This is a genomic window from Streptomyces sp. NPDC001852, assembly GCF_042891825.1.
GTDB lineage: Bacteria > Actinomycetota > Actinomycetes > Streptomycetales > Streptomycetaceae > Streptomyces.
Map to the genome: position 1 here is coordinate 98178 of NZ_JBIATN010000009.1, position 25131 is coordinate 123308.

Genomic DNA, 25131 nt, shown 5'->3' on the forward strand with positions numbered 1-25131 from the left:
GGAGTGGGCTCAGCCGGCGAACCAGCGCACCGGCTTCGGCGCGAGGTTCTGGTAGACGTGCTTGGTCTCGCGGTACTCGGCGAGTCCGGCGGGCCCCAGCTCACGGCCGGTGCCGCTCTTGCCGAAGCCTCCCCACTCCGCCTGCGGCAGGTAGGGGTGGAAGTCGTTGATCCAGACGGTGCCGTGGCGCAGCCGGCCGGCGACGCGGCGGGCCCTGCCCGCGTCGGCGGTCCAGACGGCACCGGCGAGGCCGTACTCCGTGTCGTTGGCGAGGCGGACGGCCTCCTCCTCGGTGCGGAAGGTCTCGACGGTGAGGACCGGGCCGAAGACCTCCTCGCGGACGACCTTCATCTCGCGGTGGCAGGCGTCGAGAACCGTCGGCTCGTAGAAGTACCCGGCTTCGGGGCGCTCCGCCGACGGCTCCGGCCGCTTGCCGCCGCAGCGCAGTACGGCGCCCTCCGCGAGCGCGGAGGCGACGTACGCCTCGACCTTGGCGCGCTGCTGCTCCGAGACGAGCGGGCCGCACTCGACGCCGTCCGCGGTGCCGCGCCCGAGCCTGATCTGCTGGGCGCGGCGGGCGAGTTCGGCGACGAAGCGCTCGCGGACGGACTCCTCGACGATGAGCCGGGCGCCGGCCGAGCAGACCTGGCCGCTGTGGATGAAGGCGGCGTTGAGGGCCTGGTCGACGGCGGTGTCGAAGCCTTCCTCGGTGGCGCAGGCGTCGGCGAAGACGACGTTGGGGTTCTTGCCGCCGAGTTCGAGGGCGATCTTCTTCACCGTCGGGGCGGCGGCCTGGGCCACCTTGGTGCCGCTGACCAGGCCGCCGGTGAAGGAGACCAGGTCGACGTCGGGGTGCTCGGCGAGCCGGGCGCCGACGGTGTGGCCGGGACCCGTGACGAGGTTGGCCACCCCTGCGGGCAGACCCGCCTCCGCCAGCAGCTCGATCAGCGCGACGGTGGTCATCGGGGTGATCTCGCTGGGCTTGATCACGAAGGTGTTGCCGGCGGCGAGCGCCGGGGCGATCTTCCAACTGGCCTGCAGGAGCGGGTAGTTCCAGGGGGTGATCAGCGCGCAGACACCGACCGGCTCGTGCACGACGACGCTGTGGATGTCGGGGGAACCCGCGTCCACCACCCGGCCCGGCGCCTCGGCGGCGACCAGGTCGGCGAAGTAGCGGAAGGCGTCGGCGACACAGTCGATGTCGATCCGGCCCTCCTCGACGGTCTTGCCCGCGTCCCGGCTCTCCAGCCGGCCCAGCTCCTCCCGGTCGCGCACGAGGAGGTCGGCGACGCGGCGCAGCAGCGCGGCGCGTTCGGCGACCGGGGTGAGCGGCCAGGGGCCGTGGTCGAAGGCGTGCCGCGCGGCGGCCACCGCACGCTCGGCGTCCTTCTCGTCACCCTCGGCGACCACGGCGAACGGCCGGGCGTCCGCGGGGTCGAGGATCTCGCGCGTCGCGCCGGAGACCGCTGCCAGCCACTCGCCGCCCGCGTGGATGGTCGCCTGGGCCTGTCGTGCCGTTCTGTCCGCCATGTTCGGTGTTGCCTTCCGTTCCTGATCGATGCCCCTGTGTCACATGCGTGCCACGCCCGGGGACCGTCGCCGCCTGCCCAGGACCGGCGGCTCGCATGCGCAATCGATGACGGAAAGTGCGCGGCGTCACATCGAGCCGCACCCGATCACTCAACACGTCGACCATTTAATTGCAGTATTCACGGAATACAATTGCCTGTGTATTTACAATTCCCCCGAATGCCCCAAAGCCCACCTCCACCGGCCGTCGTTAGGTGACCGTGATGCGATTGGACTGGCACGCGGCCGAGGATCATAGGACGACCATGCTGCGCTGGAGCGGCGATACGGACGTCACGTCGTGCTCGGACCTGCTCGATGATTTCCTTACGAAAATCAACACGATGGAAAATGAATACCGGCGGACGATGGCGGCTCTGTACAGGGCATCCTGAGGCGGGGGTACGGAGGTAAATCGATGGAGACCTGGAACGTCCCGGACCAGGACATCGCGCCGAACGACTGGGACCCGGTCGAGGAACTGGCCCAGATACTGTCCACGCCCACCAGCGTCAGCCCGGTCACTCCCCTGGACATGCCGTCCCCGCGCCGGAGCAACCGCCGGCGGGTCCGTCACGAGTCCCATCTGCTCGACGGCGGCCGGAGCCTCACCCACATCACGTTGCTGATCGCGACGGTGACGGTGTGCGCGCTGTGCATGCTGGGCTGGTCCGTCTGCTATTCCTACTGGCAGCTGCGCGGAATCGCCTCGTCGGTGCTGCCGACGAGACTGGCGCAGTGCTGGCCGCTGACGGTGTACGGGCCGTGGTTCGTGGCCGCCCTTTCCGTCCTGCGGGCCACCGCTCAGCGTCGCAGCGCGCGGCGCTCCTGGTGCGTGGTGCTGGCCGCTTCCGCGATGGCCGTGGCGCTGTGCGTGAGCCACTCCTCGCATGCGCTGCTCTCGTTAGTGATCTTCGGAATTCCGCCGGTCACCGCTCTGGTGTGTTTCTGGGAACTCGTCGGCCAGATCTCGACCAGGAACCGCCCCCGGCACGCCACGAACAACGATCCGCCGGATCCCACCCCGTGAAGGGGCGCACCGCCTCCACACCGTCCACACCGTGAACGAGGACCCGCCGGCCGGCTACCACGCCCGGTAGCCGGCCGGCGGGTCCTCGCCGACGCGGCCGTCGAGCGACTGCCGGATCAGGTCGGCCCGGCGGTCGTACGGCTGGACACGCACACCGTGCTCACCGAGGCGCAGGCGATGTACCGGGCGTGCGGGTGCATGGTTCGAAGAGCGGCCGGCTCTCGAGGACGGGGCCTGAGGCCTCGGTCATCAACTCCCGTACGCAGCCGCGCAGCCAGGCGTGGGCGGGGTCGGCGTCGTGCCGGGGGTGCCAGGCGAAACCCACCTCGATCGAGGGGAGCCGCAGGGGGATCTCGAAGGTGACCAGGCCGAGGGAGTCGGCCATCGGGCGGCCGTAGGTGGTGATCAGCCCGATGAGGTCGGTCTCGCGCAGCACGAACAGCGAGGCCGGGTAGGTGCCGACGCTGCCCACCACCCGGCGGGCCAGGCCGAGTTCGGCCAGGGCGTCGTCGATCGGGCCGCGCTGCCTGCCGCGCCGGGAGACGCTGAGGTGACCGGCCACCCCGGCGAACCGCTCGGGCGTCAGCTCCCCGCCGAGCAGGGGGTGTCCGGGGCGTACGACGCCCAGCATGCGCTCCTCGTACACCGTCTCCCGGTGCACCTCGGGCGCGACCGTGTCGATCACCCCGATCTCCAGGTCGGCGGTGCCCTGGCGCAGGAACGGCAGGTCCACGTGGCTCTCGGACAGGAAACGCAGCCGGACACCGGGCGCCTCACGCGCGGCGCGGGCGAAGAGGGCGGCGCCGTGGGTGGCGGAGATCGCGTCGTGGCCGACGATCGTGAAGGTACGGGAGACGGTTCGCAGGTCGGTGTCGCGGCCCGGCGCGAACAGGGCCCGGGCCCGCTCCACCACCGCGCCCACCTCGGCCCGTACGGCCAGCGCGTGCGGAGTGGGCACCATCTGACGCCCGGCCCGCACCAGGATCGGATCGCCGAGCGCCTTGCGGATCCGGCCGAGGGTGCGGCTCATGGCGGGCTCGGACAGATGCAGCCGGCGGGCGGCGCCCTGCACGCTCTGTTCCTCCAGCAGCACGTCCAGCGCGACCAGCAGATTCAGGTCCAGTCCGGCGGATTGCGTCATGTGCAGGCATCCCTTGCGAAGGTTGCACTGGAAAGCAGGTCACCGACGAGCCTACGGTGAGGGCGCAGCCCACACCACCCACCGAAGCTCCCGGGAGGAGCCGTGCCCGCGCACGCCCTGAAACGCCCCACCCTGCTCGCGCTGTGCGCCTGCGTCCTGGTCGCCCAGAGCATGGTCGCCGCCATCAACCTCCTCATCCCGCAGCTGAGTTCGTCGTCGCTGCACCCCTCGCACACCGAGATCCTGTGGACGGTCGACGCCTACGTCATCGTCTTCGCGGGCCTGCTCATCCCGGCCGGCGCGCTCGGCGACCGGTACGGCCGCAAGGGCGCCCTGCTCGCCGGGCTCGCCCTGTTCGCGGCGGGCGCCGCCACCAGCGCGCTCGCGACCGGCCCGGCCGTCCTGATAGCGGGGCGGGGCCTGTCCGGCGCCGGTGCCGCACTGATCACCCCGGCGACGCTGTCGATCCTCATGCAGCTGTCCGCGCCGGAGCACCGGGCCCGTGCGATGGGCGCCTGGACGCTGTCGATCGGTCTGGGCGGAGCGGCCGGCAACCTGGGCGGCGGCCTGGCCGGGCAGTTCCTGACCTGGCGCGCCCTGTTCGCGGTGATGGTCCCGCTCGCCGTCGTCCTCGCGGTGGCCGCCTCGGTCACGGTCCCGCGCACCGAGCGCTCCGGCGCCGCCCGCCCCGACCCGCTCGGCACCCTGCTGCTCACCGCGGGCCTGGTGGCGGCCCTGTTCGGCATCATCGAGGGCCCGTCCTACGGCTGGACGTCCGCCCGCATCCTCGGCGCCTTCGCGGCGGGCGCGCTGCTGGTCGCCGCCTTCACCGGCCACGCCCTGCGCTCGGCCACCCCGCTGTTCGACCCGCGTGTCTTCGCCTCGCCCCGGCTGCGGTCGGCCTCGCTCGGCACGGCCACCGCGTTCTTCGGCCTGTTCTCCCTGTTCTTCGTCAACTCGCAGTACCTGCAGGGTGTGAAGGGCTTCGGCGCCGCCGTCACGGGCGTGGCGATCATGCCCCTGGTCTTCGGGATGGCCGTGGCCCAGAAGCTGGCCACCCGCTGGGCCGGCCGTCCCCGCCCGGTCATCGGCGCGGGTCTCGCCCTCATCGGCCTCGGCCTGCTCGGCGCGTCCACGGCCGACGCGGGCACGCCGTACGCGGTGTTCGTCTGCTGGCTCCTGGTCATCTCGGCAGGTGCCGGGTTGTCCATGCCGGCCCTGACCATCGGCGTGGTCACCTCACTCCCGCCCCACCAGGCAGGCCTCGGCTCGGGCCTGGGCACGACCGCCCGGGAGACGGGGGCGGCGCTGGGGGTGGCGGTCACCGGCACGGTTCTGTCGTCCCACGCCGACCTGCTGCACGGCATGGGGCCGGCCCTGCGGACGGTGGGGGTGGTGGTGCTGGCGGCCACGGCGCTGGTGGTGGCGGGGTACGGAAAGCGCCCCGAACGGAGGCGCCCCGAGGGGGCGCGGGGCTCTGCTGGACATGCGGCTGCCGCCGCGCGGGCGCGAGCAACCACAACGGACCGGCACCCGGCAACGGCCTCGCAGACCCACGGCGCGTAGCCGGCGCACACCCGTACACGGCAAAAGCTCGGCACCCCCACGGCGGGATGCCGAGCTTGCCGTGAATCCGAACTGCTAGATGAGGCCGAGGCCGCGAACCGCCTCGCGCTCCTCCTCGAGCTCCTTCACGGACGCGTCGATGCGCGCACGGGAGAACTCGTTGATGTCCAGGCCCTGGACGATCTCGTACTTGCCGTCCTTGGTGGTGACCGGGAAGGAGGAGATCAGGCCCTCCGGGACGCCGTAGGAGCCGTCCGACGGGATGCCCATGGACGTCCAGTCGCCCTCGGCCGTGCCGTTGACCCAGGTGTAGACGTGGTCGATCGCGGCGTTGGCGGCGGAGGCGGCCGACGAGGCACCGCGGGCCTCGATGATCGCGGCACCGCGCTTGGCGACGGTCGGGATGAAGTCCTCGGCCAGCCACTTCTCGTCGTTCACGACCTCGGCGGCGTTCTTGCCGGCGACCGTGGCGTGGAAGATGTCCGGGTACTGGGTGGCGGAGTGGTTGCCCCAGATGGTCAGGCGCTTGATGTCGGCGACCGTCGAGCCCGTCTTCTTCGCGAGCTGCGTGAGCGCGCGGTTGTGGTCCAGGCGGGTCATCGCGGTGAAGCGCTCGGCCGGGACGTCCGGCGCGGCGGCCTGCGCGATGAGCGCGTTGGTGTTGGCCGGGTTGCCGACGACGAGGACCTTGATGTCGTCCGCGGCGTGGTCGTTGATGGCCTTGCCCTGGGGCTTGAAGATGCCGCCGTTGGCCTCGAGCAGGTCACCGCGCTCCATGCCCTTGGTACGGGGGCGGGCGCCCACCAGGAGGGCTACGTTGGTGCCGTCGAAGGCGACGTTCGGGTCGTCCGTGATGTCGATGCCCTGGAGCAGCGGGAAGGCGCAGTCGTCCAGCTCCATGGCCGTGCCCTCGGCGGCCTTGAGCGCCGGGGTGATCTCCAGCAGGCGCAGCTTCACCGGCACGTCCGCGCCGAGCAGCTGGCCGGAGGCGATGCGGAAGAGCAGGGCGTAACCGATCTGGCCGGCCGCGCCGGTGACGGTGACGTTCACGGGAGTGCGGGTCATGGCGTTCTCCGTATGACAGCTGGCGGTGGGGCGTCCCGGCCCCGGGCGGATGATCGATCTCTTGGCGTCAAGAGATCGATCCAGCGGTCAGGCTATCGCGCATCCGGCATGCGAGACGTCCGGGGCCGTGTGGATCACCCCACAAGTCGGAACTGTGTCGAACGAAGGGGCGGCCGCCCGTCCGGGAGAGGGGGAGAGGACGAAGGCGGCCGCCAGGTGGGGGTACCGGATCGCCGGACTCCCGTGGGGGGGTACTGGGCCGCGTGCCCAGAATCCGTCCCACCATGCACCCGGCCCCGGATTTTCATCCCCCCGATTCCCCACACGCCCCACGCCCGCTGCACTGCGCCGGTACGACGCGCCGCCGTAAGCCCGTTGTGCCGTGCCCCGTCCGCCCTGTCCGGGTCCCCCGGACGCCCGCCCGGCTCACCGCGCCTCGGCGCCTGTCCGGAGCGCTCGCCCGCCACCACCCGGGGCGTCCCAGGCGCCGGCGGGCCGCCCGGCACCGGCCGTCGGCTCCGCGTGCGGCCTACTTGGTGCACCCCGTGCGCCCGGACGCCAGTGTCGCGCAGGCCTTGGCCTCTGCCGCGTTCTTCACGGCGACCATCGGGGTGTAGGCGATGGTGTCGCCGACTCCGGAGGTCTCGCCGGACTGCCGGGCCTTCCCGGCGGTGACCTGGACCTTGTCGCCCTGGGCGGCGCCGGTGATGCGGCCCCAGGCGGTGCCGCAGGCCTTGCTGTAGCGGACCTCCAGGATGGTCGTGCCGATGGTGGCGGTCTTGGCGGTGGTCACCAGGTCGCCGCTGCACCCCATGGCCTCGGCGTCCTTGCCGTCGCAGGCGGAGCCGGCGCACTTGACCCCGGGCGGCGGCGTCACGTGCGTGCTGGCGCTCGGGGACGGCGGCTTGGCGTTCCCGTGCTTCGTACCGCTCCGATCGGTGAGGAAGAAGACGGCGCCGATGACGACGAGCACGCCGACGAGCCCCGCGAGGAACATGATCACCCGCTGCCGGCCGGCGTTCCCCGGGGCCGGGGTGCCCTCCCCGGAGGGGGCGCCCCCAGCGGGAAGAGGCTCCTGCGGCCGGCCGTCGTACGGGTTCGGGACGGTCGGGATCCAGCGGGGACCCTCGGGCGAGCCGGCGGGCCGCGCACCGTTCGCGGCAGTGACGCCGTCCCCCGCGCGCACCCCGGTGCCAGGAGGGGCGCTCGCCCTGGAGGGGCCCTGATACCCGGCCAGACCCCAGGAGTTGCCGCCCGAGGTCCCACCGCCGTCAGCCGTACCCGGTCCCCCGCCGTCGCCCGTGCCACGACCCGGGTCCGCGTCCGCATCGCGCCCCGGACCCCCGCCCGGACCACGGCCGGAACCGTCGGCCGATCCGCCACCGGACCCGTAGGCCCGATCACGGCCGTCGGTCCCACCACGCCCGGCGCCCCGGTCGCGCCCCGTCTCCTCCCGTGCGTCGGCCTCGGGGGCCGTCGGCTGGGTGGGGATGGTCGGGGAGACGCCGGCCGGGCCGGCGATCCCCATGGCCGCGCCGGCACCCTTGCGGCCGGACGCGCCGGATCCGCCGGAGGGGCCGCCGGTCGCCTCCGCCGCGCCGAACTCCCCCAGCGCGGCGCGCGCCTGGGAGATGCGGATCGCCTCCATGGTGCGGTCGTGCCGCATCTCGGCCCGGCTCCAGGCGCGTTCGGCCAGCTCCCACATCGTGGTCAGATGCACCGGGTTGGTGCCGGTGACCTCGGCGAGCGCGACGATCGCGCCCTTGGGTGCGAGGAGCCGGCCGCCCAGGTAACGCTCCCAGGACGTCTTGCTGTAGCCCGTGCGGTCCGCGAGCGCGGCGACGCTCAGGCCGCTGCGGTCCACCAGCCGCCGCATCTGCTCGGTGAACTCCCTGATCTGCGGATCCAGTTCCTCTGGCAGGTCTTTCCAACGAGGCATCGCTTCCCCCCTGCTCTCCCCCCGGCCTTCCCCGTCCTGGCTACCCATAAGGATGCCCTGCCTGTGGATCCCAGTTCCCGGAGTGGGGGCGCGCGGGGGCATGGACGGCGCGCGCCGGCACCGTAGCGGAACGGTCACTTCCGTGCCACAGCGCAAGGACAGCCGTTGAACAGGAGGTTCACGGGCGGAAGGGTGTTCACGGACGGCGGTTCGCCCCTCTTCGGGGGTGGGGGCGAACCGCCGTACCGTCAAGGCACGCGCTGCGTGGTCGGCTACCTGTTGCTGCTGAGCGTGACGTGCAGGAGATCCTTCAGGAACGGTATCTGCAGCCATGGATGCGGCTGCGCCATCATCGCCAGCAGGACGATCGCGAGGCCGAGGATGCCGTAGGTGGCGATGTCCGTGAAGCGGGAGCGTACGGCGAGCATGCCGACGCTCGGGAGTATCCAGCGCATGACCCCGCCGGCCAGCAGGGCCGCGCCGATCAGCAGGGTGCCGGCGCGGAACACGTCGAGGGCGGTCAGCAGCAGGCCGCACGCGACCCCGCCGAGCACCACCAGCAGGGGCCACTGCCGCGCCGGTGCCGGGGCGTCACCGGACGCCGCCCGGCCGCCGCCCTCGGGCCGGGCGGTGTCCCTGGTGATCCGCGGGAAGCGGCGGGTGGTCCGCTCCGGACGCTCCTCGGCGCTGTGCGCCCCGCGGGTGACCGCCCCCGTGCTCTGTGCTCCGCGGGTGACCGCCCCCGCGCGGGCCTCCTCAGCCGGCACTGCGCTCCGCCGCCTCGACCACGTTGACCAGCAGCTGCGCCCGGGTCATCGGGCCCACACCGCCGGGGTTCGGAGAGATCCAGCCGGCCACCTCGACGACGTCCGGGTGGACGTCCCCCACGATCTTGCCCTCGGCGTTGCGGGAGACACCGACGTCCAGGACGGCGGCGCCCGGCTTGACGTCCTCGGGGCGGATCAGGTGCGGGGCGCCGGCCGCGGCGATGATGATGTCGGCCCGCTTCAGGTGGGCGGACAGCTCGCGGGTGCCGGTGTGGCACTGGGTCACGGTGGCGTTCTCGCTGCGCCGGGTGAGCAGCAGCGGCATGGGCCGGCCGATGGTGACACCACGGCCGACGACCACCACCTCGGCGCCCTTGATCTCCACGCCGTGCGCGCGCAGCAGGGAGAGGATGCCGTTGGGGGTGCAGGGCAGCGGGGCCGGCTCGTTCAGGACCAGGCGGCCGAGGTTCATCGGGTGCAGGCCGTCCGCGTCCTTGGCCGGATCCATCAGCTCCAGGATGCGGTTCTCGTCGATGCCCTTGGGCAGCGGCAGCTGGACGATGTAGCCGGTGCAGGCCGGGTCCTCGTTCAGCTCCCGTACGACCGCCTCGATCTCCTCCTGGGTGGCGGTGCCCGGCAGCTCGCGCTGGATGGAGGCGATGCCGACCTGCGCGCAGTCGCGGTGCTTGCCGGCGACGTACTTCTGGCTGCCGGGGTCGTCCCCGACCAGGATCGTGCCGAGGCCGGGCGTGACGCCCTTCTCCTTCAGCGCCGCCACGCGGGCGGTCAGATCGGACTTGATCGCGGCTGCGGTGGCCTTGCCATCGAGAATCTGGGCGGTCATGCCCCCATCCTCGCGGATGACCCGCCCCCGGTTCCAATCCGGGTACCCCGACGCCCGTCCCCGCTATGTCACAGCATGATCAGCGATGTTGCACTTGCACAACACCTCACGTTTCCGGCTGGACAAGTAAGACCGACCTAAAGAACGATGAGCACTACAGTGCCGCGGGCAGTGCCGGGGGGACGGACCGCATCTGTAGAACTCTCCTCCGAACCGTTGCCGCGCGTCGTCCCCGCACTTGGACCAACGGAGGAAGACCGCCATGAGCTTTGGCGACCCGAACAATCCCTACGGCCCGCCGCCGCAGCAGCCGCCGGCCGCGCCCGGTTACGGCTACCCGCAGCAGCCGCCCGCCCCTCCGCAGGCCTACGGCTACCCGCAGCAGCCCGCCTACCCCGGTTACCCGGGCGGCAACATGATGCCGCAGTCGATGCCGGGGCTGCTCGTGACGGCACGGGTCTTCCTGTACCTCATCTCCGCTGTGCAGATCATTGTCGGCCTTATCTGGCTGTACGTCGCGGCCTTCGTCAACGACGTCTCGAACAAGGCGGACGATCTGGGCAACTCGTCCAGCAACAACCCGTTCAACACGATCGGTAACGGCGGTCACATGGCCGCGGGCCTGATCGTGTTCATCGCGCTGATCGCGCTGGGTCTGGCGGCGCTGTCCATCACGCTGGGCGTGAAGTTCGGCCGCGGCGGTCAGGGCGTGCGCATCACGACGGTGGTCTACGGCGCGCTCGGCGGTGTCCTCGGCCTGATCGGGCTCTTCGCGGGCATGGACTCCGGTCTCGCCTCGGCGGTGATCTTCCCGCTGATCTGGGTGGTGTTCGCGGCCGTCATCACCGCGGCCCCGGTCGTGCCGAGCGGTACGGCCTGGTTCAACCGCCCCCGCTACTGAACCACCCCGCGCGACGGAACAGTTCGCGCCATTCAACGCCGAGGGCCGTGTCTCACCCGTCCAGGGGGAGGCACGGCCCTGGTGTGTCCCCCTAGGCTGACCGGGGTAGCCAGACCCGGCCGGGGTGGCCGTCAGGCACGGGGAGACGCACCTTGTACAGCATCATCGTCGTACCTCCACCGACCCCGGAGGACCGACAGGACCACATCACCCAGATCCGGCTCGCACCCGGCGAACGCCTCAGCTTCGGGCGGGCGTCCGGCAACGATCTGACGATCCCGCACGACGGGGTCTCCCGCCGGGCCGGCGAACTCAGCGCCCAGGGCGCGTTCTGGATACTGAGCAACCTGTCCGCGCGGCAGACCTACGTGGTGGAGAACCCCGAGGGCGCCGGCGAGCACATCAAGGTCGGCCCCGGCCGGCTCGACGCGCCCGTCCCCTTCGAGTTCTCACGGATCGTGCTGCCCGCCGCCGGGGACCTGCTGACGATCGAGGTCTGGGCGCCGCGCCACGACTATCTGCGGCGGGGGGCCGGGCCGGACGGCGACACCACGGCGCCCGCCTTCTCCGTCGACCGCACCAAGCGCTACTTCGCCGTCCTGGCCGCCCTGTGCGAACCGCGGCTGCGCGGCGATCCGCACGCGCCGCTGCCCACGGTCGACCAGGTCGTCGACCGGCTGCGCCCCGCCTGGCCCGCCGCCTCGCGCGCCTCGGTGCAGTGGAACATCGACTACCTGGCCGTGAAGCTGCGGCTCAAGCCCGGCCCGGAGACCGCGGACACCGGTCCCCGCCTCAACGGCAAGAAGGAGTCCATGGTCTCCCTGGCGCTCCGCTTCGACCTCGTGCGGGAGGACGACCTGGTCGTCCTGGCCGCCGTCGACGCGGGCCGTACGGCCCGGTGACCGAGCCGTACGCCGTTCCGGTGCCGAAGGGCTACCGGGTCGGCGCCTGGGAGGTGCGCGAGCCGATCGCGACGGGCGCCTTCGGCAGCGTGTACGCGGGCCGGCGCACCGGCGGCACCGCGGGGCTGCCCACCGCCGCCGCGCTGAAGTTCCTGCCCACCGGCACCGGCACCCCGCGCCAACTGGCCCATCTGCGCGACCTCATCGAGCGCGAGATCGACCTGCACCGGCGGCTGCGCCGGCCGCGGCTGATCCGGATGTACGAGTCGCTCGTCGTCGACGACCCCGGCCGCCCCGAACTCGACGGCGCCACCGTCCTCGTCCTGGAGCGGGCCGAGGGCTCCCTGTCCGCGCTGCTCGCCGCCGCGCCGCGCCCGGACGCCGGGCCCGCCCTGCTCGCCCAGGTCGGCGAGGGACTGGCCCAGCTGCACCGGGCGGGCTGGGTGCACGGGGACCTGAAACCGGCCAACGTGCTGCTGATGGCGGACGGTTCGGCGCGGCTCGCGGACTTCAACATGGCCGCCGAACTGGAGGGCACCCACGCCTACACCCCGGCCTTCTCCACCCCCGACTACACCCCGCCCGAGCTGCTGTGGGCCGAGATCGGCGAGCGCGGCCGGCGCATCCGCCCGTCCGCCGACGTCTGGGCCTTCGGTGTGCTCGCCCACCTCGTCCTCACCGGCTCCTTCCCGCTGTCCGGCGCCACCCCGACGGCCCGCCGCGACGCGGCCGCCGCCTATGCGCGCGGCACCGACGAACTGCGCCTGTCGCCCGAACTCCCGGACGCCTGGCGGGAGATCGTGCGGGACTGCCTGGCCCGGACGCACGAGGCACGCATCACCACCGAGACGCTGCTGCGCCGCGTCGAGGCGGCCGCCGGCTCGGACCGCTCGCCGCGCCTGCCCCGGCTGCTGCCGCGGCACGGACGCCGGCGGACGGTCATCGCGGGCGCCGCGGCCGCCACCGCCGCCGTGGCGGCCCTGGGGTACGGCATCAGCACCTGGACGGTTGCCGGCGGCACCGACGACAAGAGCGTGGCCACCTACGGCGCCTCCGAACTCCGCACGGACAAGGGCGTCCCGGTGCAGTACCGAAAGCTCATCGTCGACTCCGCCCACGCCTGCCCCGGATCCGACGTCACCCCCGCGCTCGTCGCGGCGATGCTGAAGGCCGAGAGCAATTTCGACCCGAACCTCTCCGACCCGGCCAAGCACGAGTACGGCATCGCCCGCTGGACCCCCGCCGTCCTGCGCTGGTACATGCGCGACGACGGCGTCCCCGCGTCGGCGACGCCCACCCCGCCCCTCACGCCCTCCGTCTCCATCCCGGCCATGGGCCGCTACCTCTGCTTCATGGCGCCCAGCCTGAAGTCCGGCCTGCCCGGCGACAAGCGGGTGCTGCTCGCCGCCGCCTACCGGACGTCGTACTCGAAAGTGAACGACACGGGCGGAGTTCCCCCGAAGTACCGCGACTACTGCGCCCGTGTCGCCCACTACCTCAAGGAGTACACGCCTCCGGGAAAGAAGTGACCCTCAGACGTCCGAGGTACCGGCGGACGGGGCGCGGCTGGGACGGTGGAACCACCGAACCACTCGTTCACATGGGGGAACAGTGAACATCGTCAAGCCCGCCGCGCTGCTCGTCGCGGCCACCGCCCTGCTCGCCGGCTCCACGGTGGCGGCCACCGCCGCCGCACCGGACGGCACCCGGGTCACCGGCGTCCAGCAGGTCGCCGACCAGGTCCTCGCGGGCCACCCGAAGGCCCTCTCCGCCTCCGCCGACCAGGTCAGGTACGACGGCCTGACCCTCACCAAGGCGCCGCGGGGCAAGGTCTCCGCCAAGGACCTGGACTGCGCCTACGGCCACCTGTGCATGGTCGTCAAGGGCACCAAGTTCGACTTCTACAAGTGCCAGACCTGGACCGTGAACAACTGGACCGGGGACGGCCCGTTCACCAACAACCAGACGCCGGGCACGGTCGCCGGCTTCTACAACCAGGACGGCAGCACCCGCTGGACGTCGACGGCGTACGAGGCCGGCACGGCGAACTGGGACCCGATCTACTCCCTGCGTCCCTGCTGACCGACCCGGCAAGGCCGACGGCCTCCGGCTCCCTCGGGGGAGGGCCGGAGGCCGTCACTCGTGTCAGGTGCTCAGTGGAAGAAGTGGCGCGTGCCCGTGAAGTACATGGTCACGCCCGCCTTCTTGGCGGCCTCGACGACCTGCTCGTCGCGGATCGAGCCGCCCGGCTGGACGATCGCCCGGACACCGGCGGCGATGAGGATCTCCGGCCCGTCGGGGAAGGGGAAGAACGCGTCGGAGGCGGCGTAGGAGCCGCGCGCCCGCTCCTCACCGGCCCGCTCGACGGCCAGCTTGCAGGAGTCGACGCGGTTGACCTGGCCCATGCCGACGCCGACCGAGGCGCCGTCCCTGGCGAGCAGGATCGCGTTGGACTTCACCGCGCGGCAGGCCTTCCAGGCGAAGGCGAGCTCCTTGAGCTCGTCGGCGCTCAGCGCCTCGCCCGACGCCAGCGTCCAGCCCGCCGGGTCGTCGCCCTCGGCCTGGAGCCGGTCGGTGACCTGGAGCAGGACACCGCCGTCGACCTGCTTGGCCTCGACCCGGTTGCAGGGCGCGCCCGGGGCCTTCAGGACGCGGATGTTCTTCTTCCTGGCGAGAGCCTCCAGGGCCCCCTCCTCGTAGTCCGGGGCGACGATGACCTCGGTGAAGATCTCCGCGACCTGCTCGGCCATCTCCCGGCTCACCGGCCGGTTGACGGCGATGACACCGCCGTACGCGGAGACCGGGTCGCAGGCGTGCGCCTTGCGGTGCGCCTCGGCGACGTCCGAACCCACCGCGATGCCGCAGGGGTTGGCGTGCTTGATGATCGCGACGCACGGCTCGTCGTGGTCGTACGCGGCACGGCGGGCGGCGTCCGTGTCCGTGTAGTTGTTGTACGACATCTCCTTGCCGTGCAGCTGCTCGGCGTCCGCGAGTCCGCCAGTGCCGTCGACGTACAGGGCGGCCGGCTGGTGCGGGTTCTCGCCGTAGCGCAGGGTGTTCTTGCGCTCGTAGGTGGCGCCGAGGAAGTCGGGGAACTGCGAGTCGTCGACCGGCGCGTAGGAGGAGGCGAACCAGGAGGCGACGGCCACGTCGTAGGCGGCGGTGTGCTGGAACGCCTCGGCGGCCAGGCGCCTGCGGGCGGCGAGGTCGAAGCCGCCGCCCTGGACGGCCGCGAGCACGTCGGCGTACCGCTCGGGGCTGGTGACCACGGCCACGGAGGGGTGGTTCTTGGCGGCGGCGCGGACCATGGACGGGCCGCCGATGTCGATCTGCTCGACGCACTCGTCGTCGCTCGCGCCCGAGGCGACGGTCTCGCGGAAGGGGTAGAGGTTGACGACGACGAGGTCGAACGGCTCCACGCCGAGCTCGGCGATCTGCTCGCGGTGGCTCTCCAGCCGCAGGTCGGCGAGGATGCCCGCGTGCACCCTCGGGTGCAGCGTCTTCACCCGGCCGTCCAGGCACTCGGGGAAGCCGGTCAGCTCCTCGACCTTGGTGACGGGGACGCCGGCGGCGGCGATCCGGCCGGCCGTGGACCCGGTGGAGACGAGCTCGACACCGGCCTCGTGCAGCCCGCGCGCGAGGTCTTCCAGCCCGGTCTTGTCGTAGACGCTGACGAGCGCCCGGCGAATGGGCCGCTTGGTGCTCTCGGCGGTGGCGGTCACTGGATAACTACCTTTCGTCCCTCAATGCGATAGCCGTTGCGGGCGATCCGCCCCACGACCTCGACGAGCAGCCTTCGCTCGACTTCCTTGATGCGCTCGTGCAGCGCGCTCTCGTCGTCCTCGTCCCGGATCTCGACCACGCCCTGGGCGATGATCGGGCCGGTGTCGACGCCGTCGTCGACGAAGTGGACGGTGCAGCCGGTGACCTTGGCGCCGTACGCGAGCGCGTCGCGGACGCCGTGGGCCCCGGGAAAACTGGGCAGCAGGGCGGGGTGCGTGTTCACGAACCGCCCGCCGAAGCGCGCGAGGAACTCCTTCCCCACGATCTTCATGAACCCGGCGGAGACCACGAGGTCCGGCTCGTACCCGGCCACGGCCTCGGCGAGGGCGGCGTCCCACTCCTCACGGCTCGCGTGGTCCTTGACCCTGCACACGAAGGTCGGCAGCCCGGCGCGCTCGGCGCGGGCGAGCCCCTCGATGCCGGCGCGGTCGGCCCCTACGGCGACGATCCGGGCGCCGTACCGCTCGGCCCCGGTGCGCTCGATCTCGTCCAGGAGCGCCTGCAGGTTGGTGCCGGATCCGGAGACCAGCACGACGAGGCGCTTGGCCGCTGGGCCGGCGGGGGTGGCGGCCACGATGGGGCCCTTTCTCGGGTGGCGACGGTTCCGGTCCGCGCTTCGCACCTCGCTTTGGACATTCGTACGAATGCGTTGCACCCCTCGATACAGGGAAGTCTACGAAGCGGCCGACCGTCAGCAACGATACCGGCACACGGGAAGGGCCCCCACGGGACGGGGGTGTGGCCGGAAGGTAGCGTTCGCAGGGAATCACGCAAGGATCACGAAGGGCAGCCTCGGGAACGCGGTCGTCGTACGGTGCGTTGTCGGAGTGGAAGCCCGTATCGGACAGCCGTGCGCGCAGCCGTATTCACCTAGGGGAAGACGCTCTTTTGATGCCCGATCGCAGCCTGCGAGTCCTCACGTTCCCTCCGAGCCCGGCCCTGGGAGGCGAGCGTGGCACCGTGCTGCTGCGAGAGCGGCCGACCTCGCCGCCGGAGGCCTCCCGGGGCGGGCAGGACGCAGAGGGCGGGCAGCGCGGACAGGGCAGCACAGGCGGTGACGCACGGGGCGCCGGGCCGCAGGACGACAATCCGTTCGCGCCGCCGCCCGAGGGCACGCCGGACCGGCCCTGGCAGCCGCGGCACCCCGAGGGCTCCCAGGGGTCCGGTCATGGGTCCGGTTCCGGGGGCGACTCCCCGTGGGGCAGCCAGTGGAGCGACCGCCAGCCCGGGCGCTCCCCCGGCGGCTTCGGCGAGCGGCCCGGGGGCGCACCCCAGGGCCCGGGCGGACCGGCCGGCCCCGGCGGCATGCGCTGGGACCCGACAGACCCGGTCCAGCGCCGCGCCCGTTACGCCCTCCTGTCCGGCATGTGGAGCGTCTTCTTCGCCCTGTTCAGCTGGCCGTACGTGGCCCTGCTGCTGGGCGCGCTGGCCCTGTACTGGGGCGGCAGCGCACTGCGCGCCAAGCCCCGCACGCCCGACCCGGACACCCCGGCCCCTCCGCCGGGGGCGGGCCGACCCCAGGTGACCGCGGCCATCGGCGGCCTGATCACCGCGTCCCTGGCCCTGGTCCTGGTCGCCTCGACCTTCACGATCCAGTTCGTCTACCGCGACTACTACACCTGTGTGAACGACGCCCTCACCCACGAGGCGAAACAGTCCTGCGACCAGTTGCTGCCGAAGGAGCTGCGCGGCGTTCTGGGCGTCGGGAACAGCTGAGGCCCCGCCCGGGGCACGCCGACACATCCGGTGAGCGGCGCGGCGTCAGGGGGTGCCGGGGTTCGAGGTGCCGGGGTTCGAGGTGCCGGGTGCCGGGTCGGTGGGTGACGGGTCGGCGTGGTCCGGCCGAGGCTCGGGCGGGGACGTCGGCTGCGCGTGGGCCGACGGGTCTGCGGGGGGCATCGGCCCGGCCGGGGGCATGGACTCCGCAGCGGGCGTCGGCTCCTCGGCCGATGGTGACTCCGCAGGGGCCGAGGGCTCCGCAGGGGGCATCGAAGGGGCCACGGGGCTGGGCAGGTCGCGGGAGGCGGCCTCCTCGCGCAGGGCCGCCCAGCGTGAGGCCCGGGCGAGGTCGTCGTGCCAGTCCTGGGGGAACGCGTCGTCGGCCGGGAGGAAGTCGTACAGCTCGTCTTCGTCGGGCACGGCCGACTCCGGTCGAGGGGCGGGCGTCCTGCCCTTGCCCGGGTCCTTGCCGGACTCCTTGCCCTTGCCCGGCTCCTTGGCCTTGCCGGTGCCGCCGATGGCTGCCCCGTCGTCCGGCTCCGCCCCCTTGCCCTTGGCGGTGGTCTCCCCCTGCGCCTTCGCCGGGTCCGGTGTCTTCTCCCGCTCCCGTCCGCTCCCGGAGGTCCCCGTCACCGTCACCGCCCCCGCCCCCTGCGTCGGGATCTCCCCGCCCCGCGCGCGCCCGCGCCACAGCCGCCAGACCCGTACGATCAGCGCCACCGGCATACCGGCCAGCGCCGTCCACGCCCCCGCCGCTCCCCCGGTCTGCCACCACACCGGTCCGAAGCGGGCCAGCGCGGACACGCCCAGCGGACCTCCGGCCAGGGCGGCGAGCAGGGCGAGGGCCGCCGCGCAGAGCGTCGCCGTCAGCAGCACCGTCCCGGCGGTGCGGACGGCCGACCAGCGGGCCGACGCCGGTGCGCCCGGCTCCGGCTCTCGCACGGCCCCGCGCGCCACGAACCACCCCGCCGTCATCCCGGCCGCCACCGGCACCAGCCCCGGCACCCAGTTCGGCACGGTTCCGGCGCCGGCGTCCGGCACCGCCGCCAGCAGGGGGAACGGCGGCAGCAGCGGGGCCGGGTCGGAGGCGAAGGGCTGCACCACATGCCCGGCGCCGAGCAGGAAACCGGGGCCGAGGGCGTAGGACGCGGCCCACACCGCCGCGTTGGGGATCAGCGCGATGCCGAGCAGCAGCACCGCGAACCGGCCCGTCCACCCCTCCGTCAGCTGGAGGAAGGACGCCCGCGCCGCGCCGCCGTGCCACACCAGCGACACCCCGAGCGCCAGCGCCCCGCCGCCGAAGAACACCGCGGTGGCGGCACCGGTGGCCCGTACGGCCGTACCCAGCCGGGCGTGTGCGTCCTCGCCGAACACCAGCCGCCGTACCGGCCCCGGCAACACCTCCAGCGCCTTGAGCACCGGCTCGCTCGGGCGGCCGTACGCCGACCAGACCCCGGCCGCCGCCGAGGTGGCCGCGACCAATGGCAGACAGACCGTCACCCAGAACCACGCGGGCCGCAGTTCGCCGCCCGAGCAGTACAGCGCGACCGCGCCGCCGACGCCGAGGTAGCCGAGGACGACCCCCGTCCACACCGTGCGCGCCGGCACCGGCGGCGGGCCGTCGGCGTCGGCGGGCGCGTCCACCGCGTCCCTGGCCGCCCGGTACACCAGCCACACGGGCAACACCAGCAGCAACAAGGGCGTCACGCCCACCGGCATGGGTGTGCCGGAGAGCGTGTCGGTGCGGACCAGCTCGACGCCGTGGGCCAGCAGCCACAGCGCGCCGGCGACGTGCAGCGCGCCGCCCGGACCGCTGTCGGGGTACGGCGAGCTGACCCACAGCACCATCAGCAGTGCGGCGAACGAGGCGAAGCCGAGTCCGGCCGCGACGGCGCCGCCCAGCAGGCTCGCGGCCAGTCCGGGCTCACGGTCCCGCATCCGGGTCAGCAGGGGCGTCAGCGAGGGTCGGCGAACGGTCATCAGGATCACGCACGCCATGCTCCCAACGACACCCGCATTCCGGTCGTAACAGGCAAACGTCGGTAGTGTCGCTCAAGATACTTTTATGTGCTTTTTCGTACGTAAGGGTGCACCGTGACGACGCAGGGCGCCGCCAGTGCGCCGCCACCGCCGGAGGAACGCCGACGCCTGCGCCATTCCCGGTCGCTGACGCGGGCTCAGATGGCCGCGCGGGAGGTGAGCCGGGGGACGCCCCCGGCCGTCACCGCTGATCCCCTGATGCCCGCCCAGGCCTTCGACGAGCTGTACGAGTTCTGCGCCGCCGCCCTCGTACGCCAGACCTATCTGCTCACCGGGCGCCGGGAGCTGGCCCGCGAGGCAGTGGAGCGGGCCTTCCAGCTGGCCTGGCAGCGCTGGCCCGAAGTGGCCCGGGACCGCGATCCGGGCGGCTGGGTACGGGCGGCCGCGTACGACTGCGCGCTCTCGCCGTGGCACCGCTTCCGTCCCCGGTACCGCCACCCGGAGCCACCGCCCGCCGACCCCGCCGACCGGGCGCTGCTGTGCGCCCTGCTCGAGCTGCCGCCGGCGTACCGGCGCACGCTCGTCCTGTGCGACGGTGTGGGCCTCGACCTGCCGGAGACGGCGGCGGAGACGGAGGCGAGCACACCGGCCGCCGCGAACCGGCTGACCCACGCCCGCGAGGCGCTGGCCGCGCGGCTGCCGGAGCTGGCCGACCCCGCCGAGCTGCATCGCCGGCTGCTGGTGCTGGCCTCGGCGGAGCGGCTGCGCGCGGCCCGGCCGGAGCCGGTGCGGCGGGAGGGCGAACGGCGGAACGTGCTCTGGACGCGGGCGGCGATCGCGTTCACGGTGACGATCATCGGCGCTACGACGCTCACGCTGCGGTCGGCACCGACGCACTACGAGGCGCCGCTCGCCCCGGCGCAGGCGGTGCAGGGGGTTCCGCCGGCGGGGGTGATGGGGCCGCTGTCGCGGGAACAACAGGCGTTGCGGGAGAAGTTGCGGGGGGCTGCCGCGAGGGGGCCGGAGAGGTTCGCGCCGTTGGCGAGATGAGCGGAGATCCGTCCGCCGGGCACTGCTGCACCCACCCGGCGCGGCGAGCGCAAACGCCGGTGGGCCCGCCCCCACCCGGGAACGGGCCCACCGACGTTCAGCTCAGAAGCCGAGCGGCATCAAGGAGCTCAGCCGCCCAGAACCTCGCGGGCCAGCTTCGCCGTCTCGGTCGGGGTCTTGCCGACCTTGACGCCCGCGGCCTCCAGGGCCTCCTTCTTGGCCTGTGCGGTGCCGGAGGAGCCGGAGACGATGGCGCCGGCGTGACCCATGGTCTTGCCCTCGGGCGCCGTGAAGCCCGCGACGTAGCCGACGACCGGCTTGGTCACGTTCTCCTTGATGAACGCGGCCGCACGCTCCTCGGCGTCACCACCGATCTCACCGATCATCACGATCAGCTCGGTCTCCGGGTCGTCCTGGAACGCGGCCAGGGCGTCGATGTGGGTGGAGCCGATGATCGGGTCGCCACCGATGCCGACGGCCGTCGAGAAGCCGATGTCACGGAGCTCGTACATCATCTGGTACGTCAGCGTGCCGGACTTCGAGACCAGGCCGATGCGGCCCGGCTTGGTGATGTCGCCCGGGATGATGCCGACGTTCGACTGGCCCGGGGTGATGATGCCGGGGCAGTTCGGGCCGATGATGCGAGTCTTGTTGCCCTTCTTGCCGGCGTACGCCCAGAAGGACGCCGTGTCGTGCACGGCGATGCCCTCGGTGATCACGACGGCCAGCGGGATCTCGGCGTCGATGGCCTCGACGACCGCGTCCTTGGTGAACTTCTCCGGCACGAAGATGACGGAGACGTTGGCGCCGGTGGCCTTGATGGCCTCCTCGACGGTGCCGAAGACGGGTACCTCGGTGCCGTCGAAGTCCACGGTGGTGCCGGCCTTGCGCGGGTTCACGCCGCCCACGACGTTCGTGCCGTCACCGAGCATGAGCTTGGTGTGCTTCATGCCGGTGGCGCCGGTCATGCCCTGGACGATGACCTTGCTGTCCTTGTTGAGCCAGATAGCCATGGTGTGTTGGTGTCCTCGTCCTGAGTGCTTACTTGGCGGCGGCCAGCTCGGCGGCCTTGTCGGCCGCGCCGTCCATGGTGTCGACGCGCTGCACCAGCGGGTGGTTGGCGTCGGTGAGGATCTTCCGGCCCAGCTCGGCGTTGTTGCCGTCGAGGCGGACGACGAGCGGCTTCTCGACCTTCTCGCCGCGGTCCTCCAGGAGCTTCAGGGCCTGCACGATGCCGTTGGCGACCTCGTCACAGGCGGTGATGCCACCGAAGACGTTGACGAAGACGGACTTGACGTCCGGGTCGCCCAGGATGATCTCCAGGCCGTTCGCCATGACCTGGGCGGAGGCGCCACCGCCGATGTCCAGGAAGTTGGCGGGCTTGACGCCACCGTGCTTCTCACCGGCGTACGCGACGACGTCCAGGGTGCTCATGACGAGACCGGCGCCGTTGCCGATGATGCCGACCTCGCCGTCGAGCTTGACGTAGTTGAGGTTCTTCTCCTTGGCGGCGGCCTCGAGCGGGTTGGCCGCGGCCTTGTCGTGGAGCTCCTCGAAGTCGGGGTGACGGAACTCGGCGTTGTCGTCGAGCGACACCTTGCCGTCGAGGGCGATGACGTCGCCGGAGGCGACCTTGGCCAGCGGGTTGACCTCGACCAGGAGGGCGTCCTCCTTGATGAAGGTGTCCCACAGCTTGACGAGGACGTTCGCGACCTTGTCGGCGACCTCGGCCGGGAACTTGGCGGCCGCGACGATCTCGCGGGCCTTGGCCTCGTCCACACCGTCGATCGGGTCGATCGCCGTCTTGGCGACGGCCTCCGGACGGGTGGCCGCCACCTCCTCGATCTCCATGCCGCCCTCGACGGAGGCGATGGAGAGGAAGGTGCGGTTGGCACGGTCGAGGAGGAAGGAGACGTAGTACTCCTCGAGGATCTCCGGAGCGGTCTCGGCGATCATGACCTTGTGGACCGTGTGGCCCTTGATGTCCATGCCGAGGATGTCCGTCGCGCGGGCGACGGCCTCGTCCGCGGAGGCGGCCAGCTTGACGCCACCGGCCTTGCCGCGACCACCGACCTTCACCTGCGCCTTGACGACGGACTTGCCGCCCAGACGCTCGGTGATCTCGCGCGCCGCCTCAGGCGTGTCGATGACTTCACCGGCCAGCACCGGTACATCGTGCTTGGCGAAGAGGTCCCTCGCCTGGTACTCGAACAGGTCCACGCGCTTCCGTCCCTATCAGTGATCTCGCGGTTCGTTGGATGCGTGGGCGTGCCGCGAAGGGCAACGTGACGTCCGCTTGTCACAAGGGGGGCGCACACGGTGTCCGAGCGCGCGGCATGTCCGTCTCGCAGGTTATCGCCGCTTGCGGGGGCTCCCTAAATCGAGGGTCACACACGAGCGGTGATACCTGTCACATGATGCCGGGTTTCCTGACACGCCGTGCCGCAATCGAAGTGATCTGCGAGGCCTCACCGGGCTGGGGTTGACCCGGTGAGGCCTCTGGGGCGACCCCGGTGGCGCCGGGGCCGGGGCGGTTGATCCCCACCCCAATGGGGACCACCCGCCCGGGCCGCAGGGCCCCGGCCGGACGGGCCGACGGCATTCGGCCGTCCGGGTCCGGACACCCCGCGGAGCTGTTCGGGGCACTCAGCCCTGGTACCCGATTCCCGGTGCGGCGTCCCGCACGCCGTACCCGTGGTCCTGGAAGTCCTGGAGGTACGTCGGTACGGCCGTACGGGCGGCCCCTCGGCCCCCGTCGACGGCGTGACCGGCGAGCGAGCCCCCGGCGTCCCGGACCGTGCCGTGGACGTTCCCGGCGAACCCTCCGGCCTGCTGGACGACCGGCGCGGCCGCACCGGTGACCCCGGCCGCGAAGGGCCCGGCCTCGCCCGCGACGCCGTGGGCCAGACCGACGGCGCTACCGCCGGCCCCGTCGCCGACCGGCAGCACGGTCCCGGTCACCCGCCCGGCCACGGGCGCCACGGTCCCGGTCGCCTCGTACACGGCTCCGGTGACGGTCGCGGTCGCGCGGTCCACGGTGCCGGTGGCGGTACCGGCCGCCTCATGCACGGTGCCCGTGGCGGTGAGCGCGGTCTGCGAGACCGTGGACGTGGCGGTGCCGGTGAGCGGCGTCGTCGCGCCGGTGACCCCGGCCGTGAAGGACGGCACCTGGGCGGTGACGCCCTCGGCGAAGGCTCCGGTCCGCGTGGTCACACCGTGCGCGAGCGGGGGTACGGCGCCGAGGACGGCGCCCGCGAAGGGCTGGACGTCACCGGCCACGCCGTGACCGAGGGCGCCGGAGTCCGTGACGGCCTGCCCGGCGACCGGTACGACCCCGTGCACGGCCCCGGAGGCCACCGGCGGCAGCACCGCGTCCGTGGCGTCCTGCGCGACCTGCCCGGCCGGCCCGCCCGCGTAAGCCGTCACCTCTGCCGCCACCGGCCGCACATCGCCGAGGGCACCCGCGGCGACCCCGTGCACCCCGGACGCGGCGTCCCCGGCCGTCCCGTACGCACCGGGGGCGACGCCGGCGACGGTTCCGTACGCCCCCGACACCGCGCCCGCGACGGTCCCGTACACACCCGACACGGCGGCCTCGGCGGTCCCGTACGCCCCCGACACCGCGCCCCCGGCGACGCCCTGCGCCCCGGAGACCGCACCCCCGGCGACCCCGTGCACGGCGGAGACGGTCTGCTGGACGGTCCCGTACCCGCCCGCCGCCGCATGCCCGGCCGTGCCCTGTACGCCCGGCACAGCCCGGCCGGCGAGCGGCACCGCGCCGTGCACCGCCGCGGAGGCCACCGGTGGAACGGCGGCGGCCGTCGTCTCGTCCACCACCGGAGTGACCGCGCCGGGCACGGCCCGGACCGTGCCGACGACCCGCTGCCCGGCGCCCGTGGCCGTACCGGTGACATGCGCGGGCACACCGGCGACGGAGGCCTCGGCCGCGCCGGTCGCCCCGGCCGCCGTGCCGCTCACGGCGCTCGCGGCACCGGCGGTCCTGCCCTGCGCCGCCGCGACGGTCTGCTGCGCCGTCGTCCGTACGGCGCCCTCGACACCCTGCGCCTTCAGGCGGGTGGCCGCCTGGGTGGCCTGGAGCTTGGTCTGGGCGGCCGCCAGGGCCTCCTCCACCTCGGGCGCGAAGGAGGACAGCGGACCGAAGAGGTAGTCGATCTCGTCCTGGACAGTGCCGTGGGCGATGGCCCGGGTCGCGGTCGCGGCGGCGTGCGCGGCCGGGTCGGCGGCATGGGCCGCATGGGCGATGCGGCCGTCGAGGCGCGTGCTGTCGACGTGCGTGCTGTCGGCCTGGACGTGCGCCCGCGCCCTGCGGGCCGCCTGAGCGCCCTTGACGGCCTCCGCGCCCCGGATCTTCGCGGCGGCCGGGACCTTGGCGTCGACGTAACGGCGGGCCTGGTCGGCTGTGCCGGTGGCGGTGGACGCCGTCGAGGTGAGCGAGGTGGAGGAGGGGGCCGGGGTGGCCGAGCCGGCCGTGCCGGTCAGTCCGGAGACGGTGTCCTTGACGGTGTTCTGGACGGTGTTCTGGACGCCGGAGACGGTGTCGTGGACGCCGGAGAGGACGCCGTCGACCGTTCCGGCGACACTGTCGGTGCCCGCGTCCGGCACGGAGACGGAGGTGTCGGACAGCTCGTCCGCGCTGGCGACGGCCGAGCTGAGCGCCCACGCACCAGTGACACCGGCGGCTATCACGATCGAACGACGGATGTTCTTGTTCATTGCGTGCGTCAAGTCCTTTGGAATGGCCTGAAGTGGCCGGAAACGACTGGAGTCGATGGGAATCGGCTAGGGGGACGTCCGGAGACGGCTGAACGCCGGTCGCGGTGAACGCTTCGGCGGCCGACCGCGCTCGACAGCGCC

At 72.8% G+C, this 25131-nt stretch carries 20 protein-coding genes; 8 read left to right on the forward strand and 12 right to left on the reverse strand.

The genetic code is table 11. The annotated features are described in order from the left end of the window. Window positions 1–9: 9 nt before the first annotated feature. Window positions 10–1530, reverse strand: a complete 1521-nt coding sequence (locus tag ACFYZB_RS17500; protein WP_388759222.1) for an aldehyde dehydrogenase family protein — start codon at window positions 1528–1530, stop codon at window positions 10–12. A 457-nt stretch (window positions 1531–1987) separates the two neighbouring features. Between ACFYZB_RS17500 and ACFYZB_RS17505 the strand changes: the two genes are divergently transcribed. After that, the gene (locus ACFYZB_RS17505) at window positions 1988–2599 is read left to right on the forward strand and encodes a DUF2637 domain-containing protein (protein ID WP_351210593.1); all 612 of its coding nucleotides are present in this window, start codon (window positions 1988–1990) and stop codon (window positions 2597–2599) included. Window positions 2600–2759: 160 nt separating this feature from the next. On the opposite strand, the gene ACFYZB_RS17510 is transcribed toward ACFYZB_RS17505, so the two are convergent. Next, window positions 2760–3740, reverse strand: a complete 981-nt coding sequence (locus ACFYZB_RS17510) for a LysR family transcriptional regulator (protein WP_388759224.1) — start codon at window positions 3738–3740, stop codon at window positions 2760–2762. Between the two features lie 102 nt (window positions 3741–3842). On the opposite strand from ACFYZB_RS17510, the gene ACFYZB_RS17515 reads away from it, so the two are divergent. Next, entirely contained in the window at window positions 3843–5306 is a 1464-nt protein-coding gene (locus ACFYZB_RS17515) for an MFS transporter (protein ID WP_388759226.1), read from the forward strand. A gap of 75 nt (window positions 5307–5381) precedes the next feature. On the opposite strand, the gene ACFYZB_RS17520 is transcribed toward ACFYZB_RS17515, so the two are convergent. The 4 genes from ACFYZB_RS17520 to ACFYZB_RS17535 all read right to left on the reverse strand — a co-directional run bounded on the left by ACFYZB_RS17520 (window position 5382) and on the right by ACFYZB_RS17535 (window position 9921). Then, entirely contained in the window at window positions 5382–6371 is a 990-nt protein-coding gene (locus tag ACFYZB_RS17520) for a malate dehydrogenase (RefSeq protein WP_351210587.1), read from the reverse strand. A 529-nt stretch (window positions 6372–6900) separates the two neighbouring features. Continuing rightward, the gene (locus ACFYZB_RS17525) at window positions 6901–8310 is read right to left on the reverse strand and encodes a DUF2690 domain-containing protein (protein ID WP_388759228.1); all 1410 of its coding nucleotides are present in this window, start codon (window positions 8308–8310) and stop codon (window positions 6901–6903) included. Window positions 8311–8582: 272 nt separating this feature from the next. Further along, window positions 8583–9077: a DUF3017 domain-containing protein gene (locus tag ACFYZB_RS17530; protein ID WP_388759230.1), complete on the reverse strand. Its 495-nt coding sequence runs from the start codon at window positions 9075–9077 to the stop codon at window positions 8583–8585. Next, window positions 9067–9921 (reverse strand): bifunctional methylenetetrahydrofolate dehydrogenase/methenyltetrahydrofolate cyclohydrolase, encoded by an 855-nt coding sequence (locus ACFYZB_RS17535; protein ID WP_351210581.1) that lies wholly within the window; start codon window positions 9919–9921, stop codon window positions 9067–9069. Before ACFYZB_RS17535 ends, ACFYZB_RS17530 begins: the two co-directional genes overlap by 11 nt. A gap of 262 nt (window positions 9922–10183) precedes the next feature. On the opposite strand from ACFYZB_RS17535, the gene ACFYZB_RS17540 reads away from it, so the two are divergent. From ACFYZB_RS17540 to ACFYZB_RS17555, 4 genes are all read left to right on the forward strand, one after another. Continuing rightward, entirely contained in the window at window positions 10184–10822 is a 639-nt protein-coding gene (locus ACFYZB_RS17540) for a hypothetical protein (RefSeq protein WP_351210579.1), read from the forward strand. A 152-nt stretch (window positions 10823–10974) separates the two neighbouring features. Further along, window positions 10975–11724, forward strand: a complete 750-nt coding sequence (locus ACFYZB_RS17545; protein ID WP_388759233.1) for an FHA domain-containing protein — start codon at window positions 10975–10977, stop codon at window positions 11722–11724. Beyond that, on the forward strand, window positions 11721–13253 hold the full coding sequence (locus tag ACFYZB_RS17550) for a serine/threonine protein kinase (RefSeq protein WP_388759235.1): 1533 nt from the start codon (window positions 11721–11723) through the stop codon (window positions 13251–13253). The genes ACFYZB_RS17545 and ACFYZB_RS17550 overlap by 4 nt, the downstream gene beginning before the upstream one ends. Window positions 13254–13335: 82 nt before the next feature. Further along, window positions 13336–13806 carry a hypothetical protein gene (locus ACFYZB_RS17555; protein WP_388759237.1) on the forward strand — a complete coding sequence of 157 codons (471 nt, stop codon included), beginning with the start codon at window positions 13336–13338 and terminating at the stop codon, window positions 13804–13806. A gap of 71 nt (window positions 13807–13877) precedes the next feature. On the opposite strand, the gene purH is transcribed toward ACFYZB_RS17555, so the two are convergent. Together purH and purN are read right to left on the reverse strand one after the other, a co-directional pair. Continuing rightward, entirely contained in the window at window positions 13878–15446 is a 1569-nt protein-coding gene (purH, locus tag ACFYZB_RS17560) for a bifunctional phosphoribosylaminoimidazolecarboxamide formyltransferase/IMP cyclohydrolase (RefSeq protein WP_388759239.1), read from the reverse strand. Then, a complete protein-coding gene (gene purN / locus ACFYZB_RS17565; protein WP_388759241.1) occupies window positions 15443–16081 on the reverse strand; it encodes a phosphoribosylglycinamide formyltransferase in 639 nt (212 codons plus the stop codon). Before purN ends, purH begins: the two co-directional genes overlap by 4 nt. 317 nt (window positions 16082–16398) lie before the next feature. Between purN and ACFYZB_RS17570 the strand changes: the two genes are divergently transcribed. Next, complete coding sequence (locus ACFYZB_RS17570; RefSeq protein ID WP_388759243.1) at window positions 16399–17223, forward strand: hypothetical protein; 825 nt, start codon at window positions 16399–16401, stop codon at window positions 17221–17223. 45 nt (window positions 17224–17268) lie between these two features. Here the strand turns inward: ACFYZB_RS17570 and ACFYZB_RS17575 are convergent, their stop codons facing one another. Next, complete coding sequence (locus ACFYZB_RS17575) at window positions 17269–19224, reverse strand: DUF6350 family protein (RefSeq protein ID WP_388759245.1); 1956 nt, start codon at window positions 19222–19224, stop codon at window positions 17269–17271. A gap of 96 nt (window positions 19225–19320) precedes the next feature. On the opposite strand from ACFYZB_RS17575, the gene ACFYZB_RS17580 reads away from it, so the two are divergent. After that, window positions 19321–20256, forward strand: a complete 936-nt coding sequence (locus ACFYZB_RS17580; RefSeq protein ID WP_388759246.1) for an RNA polymerase sigma factor — start codon at window positions 19321–19323, stop codon at window positions 20254–20256. A 128-nt stretch (window positions 20257–20384) separates the two neighbouring features. Here ACFYZB_RS17580 and sucD read toward each other — a convergent pair whose 3' ends face one another. The 3 genes from sucD to ACFYZB_RS17595 all read right to left on the reverse strand — a co-directional run bounded on the left by sucD (window position 20385) and on the right by ACFYZB_RS17595 (window position 24990). Further along, window positions 20385–21269 carry a succinate--CoA ligase subunit alpha gene (gene sucD / locus ACFYZB_RS17585; protein ID WP_351210561.1) on the reverse strand — a complete coding sequence of 295 codons (885 nt, stop codon included), beginning with the start codon at window positions 21267–21269 and terminating at the stop codon, window positions 20385–20387. Between the two features lie 28 nt (window positions 21270–21297). Beyond that, complete coding sequence (gene sucC / locus ACFYZB_RS17590) at window positions 21298–22476, reverse strand: ADP-forming succinate--CoA ligase subunit beta (RefSeq protein WP_388759248.1); 1179 nt, start codon at window positions 22474–22476, stop codon at window positions 21298–21300. A 426-nt stretch (window positions 22477–22902) separates the two neighbouring features. Then, on the reverse strand, window positions 22903–24990 hold the full coding sequence (locus ACFYZB_RS17595; protein ID WP_388759250.1) for a hypothetical protein: 2088 nt from the start codon (window positions 24988–24990) through the stop codon (window positions 22903–22905). Between the last annotated feature and the right edge of the window lie 141 nt (window positions 24991–25131).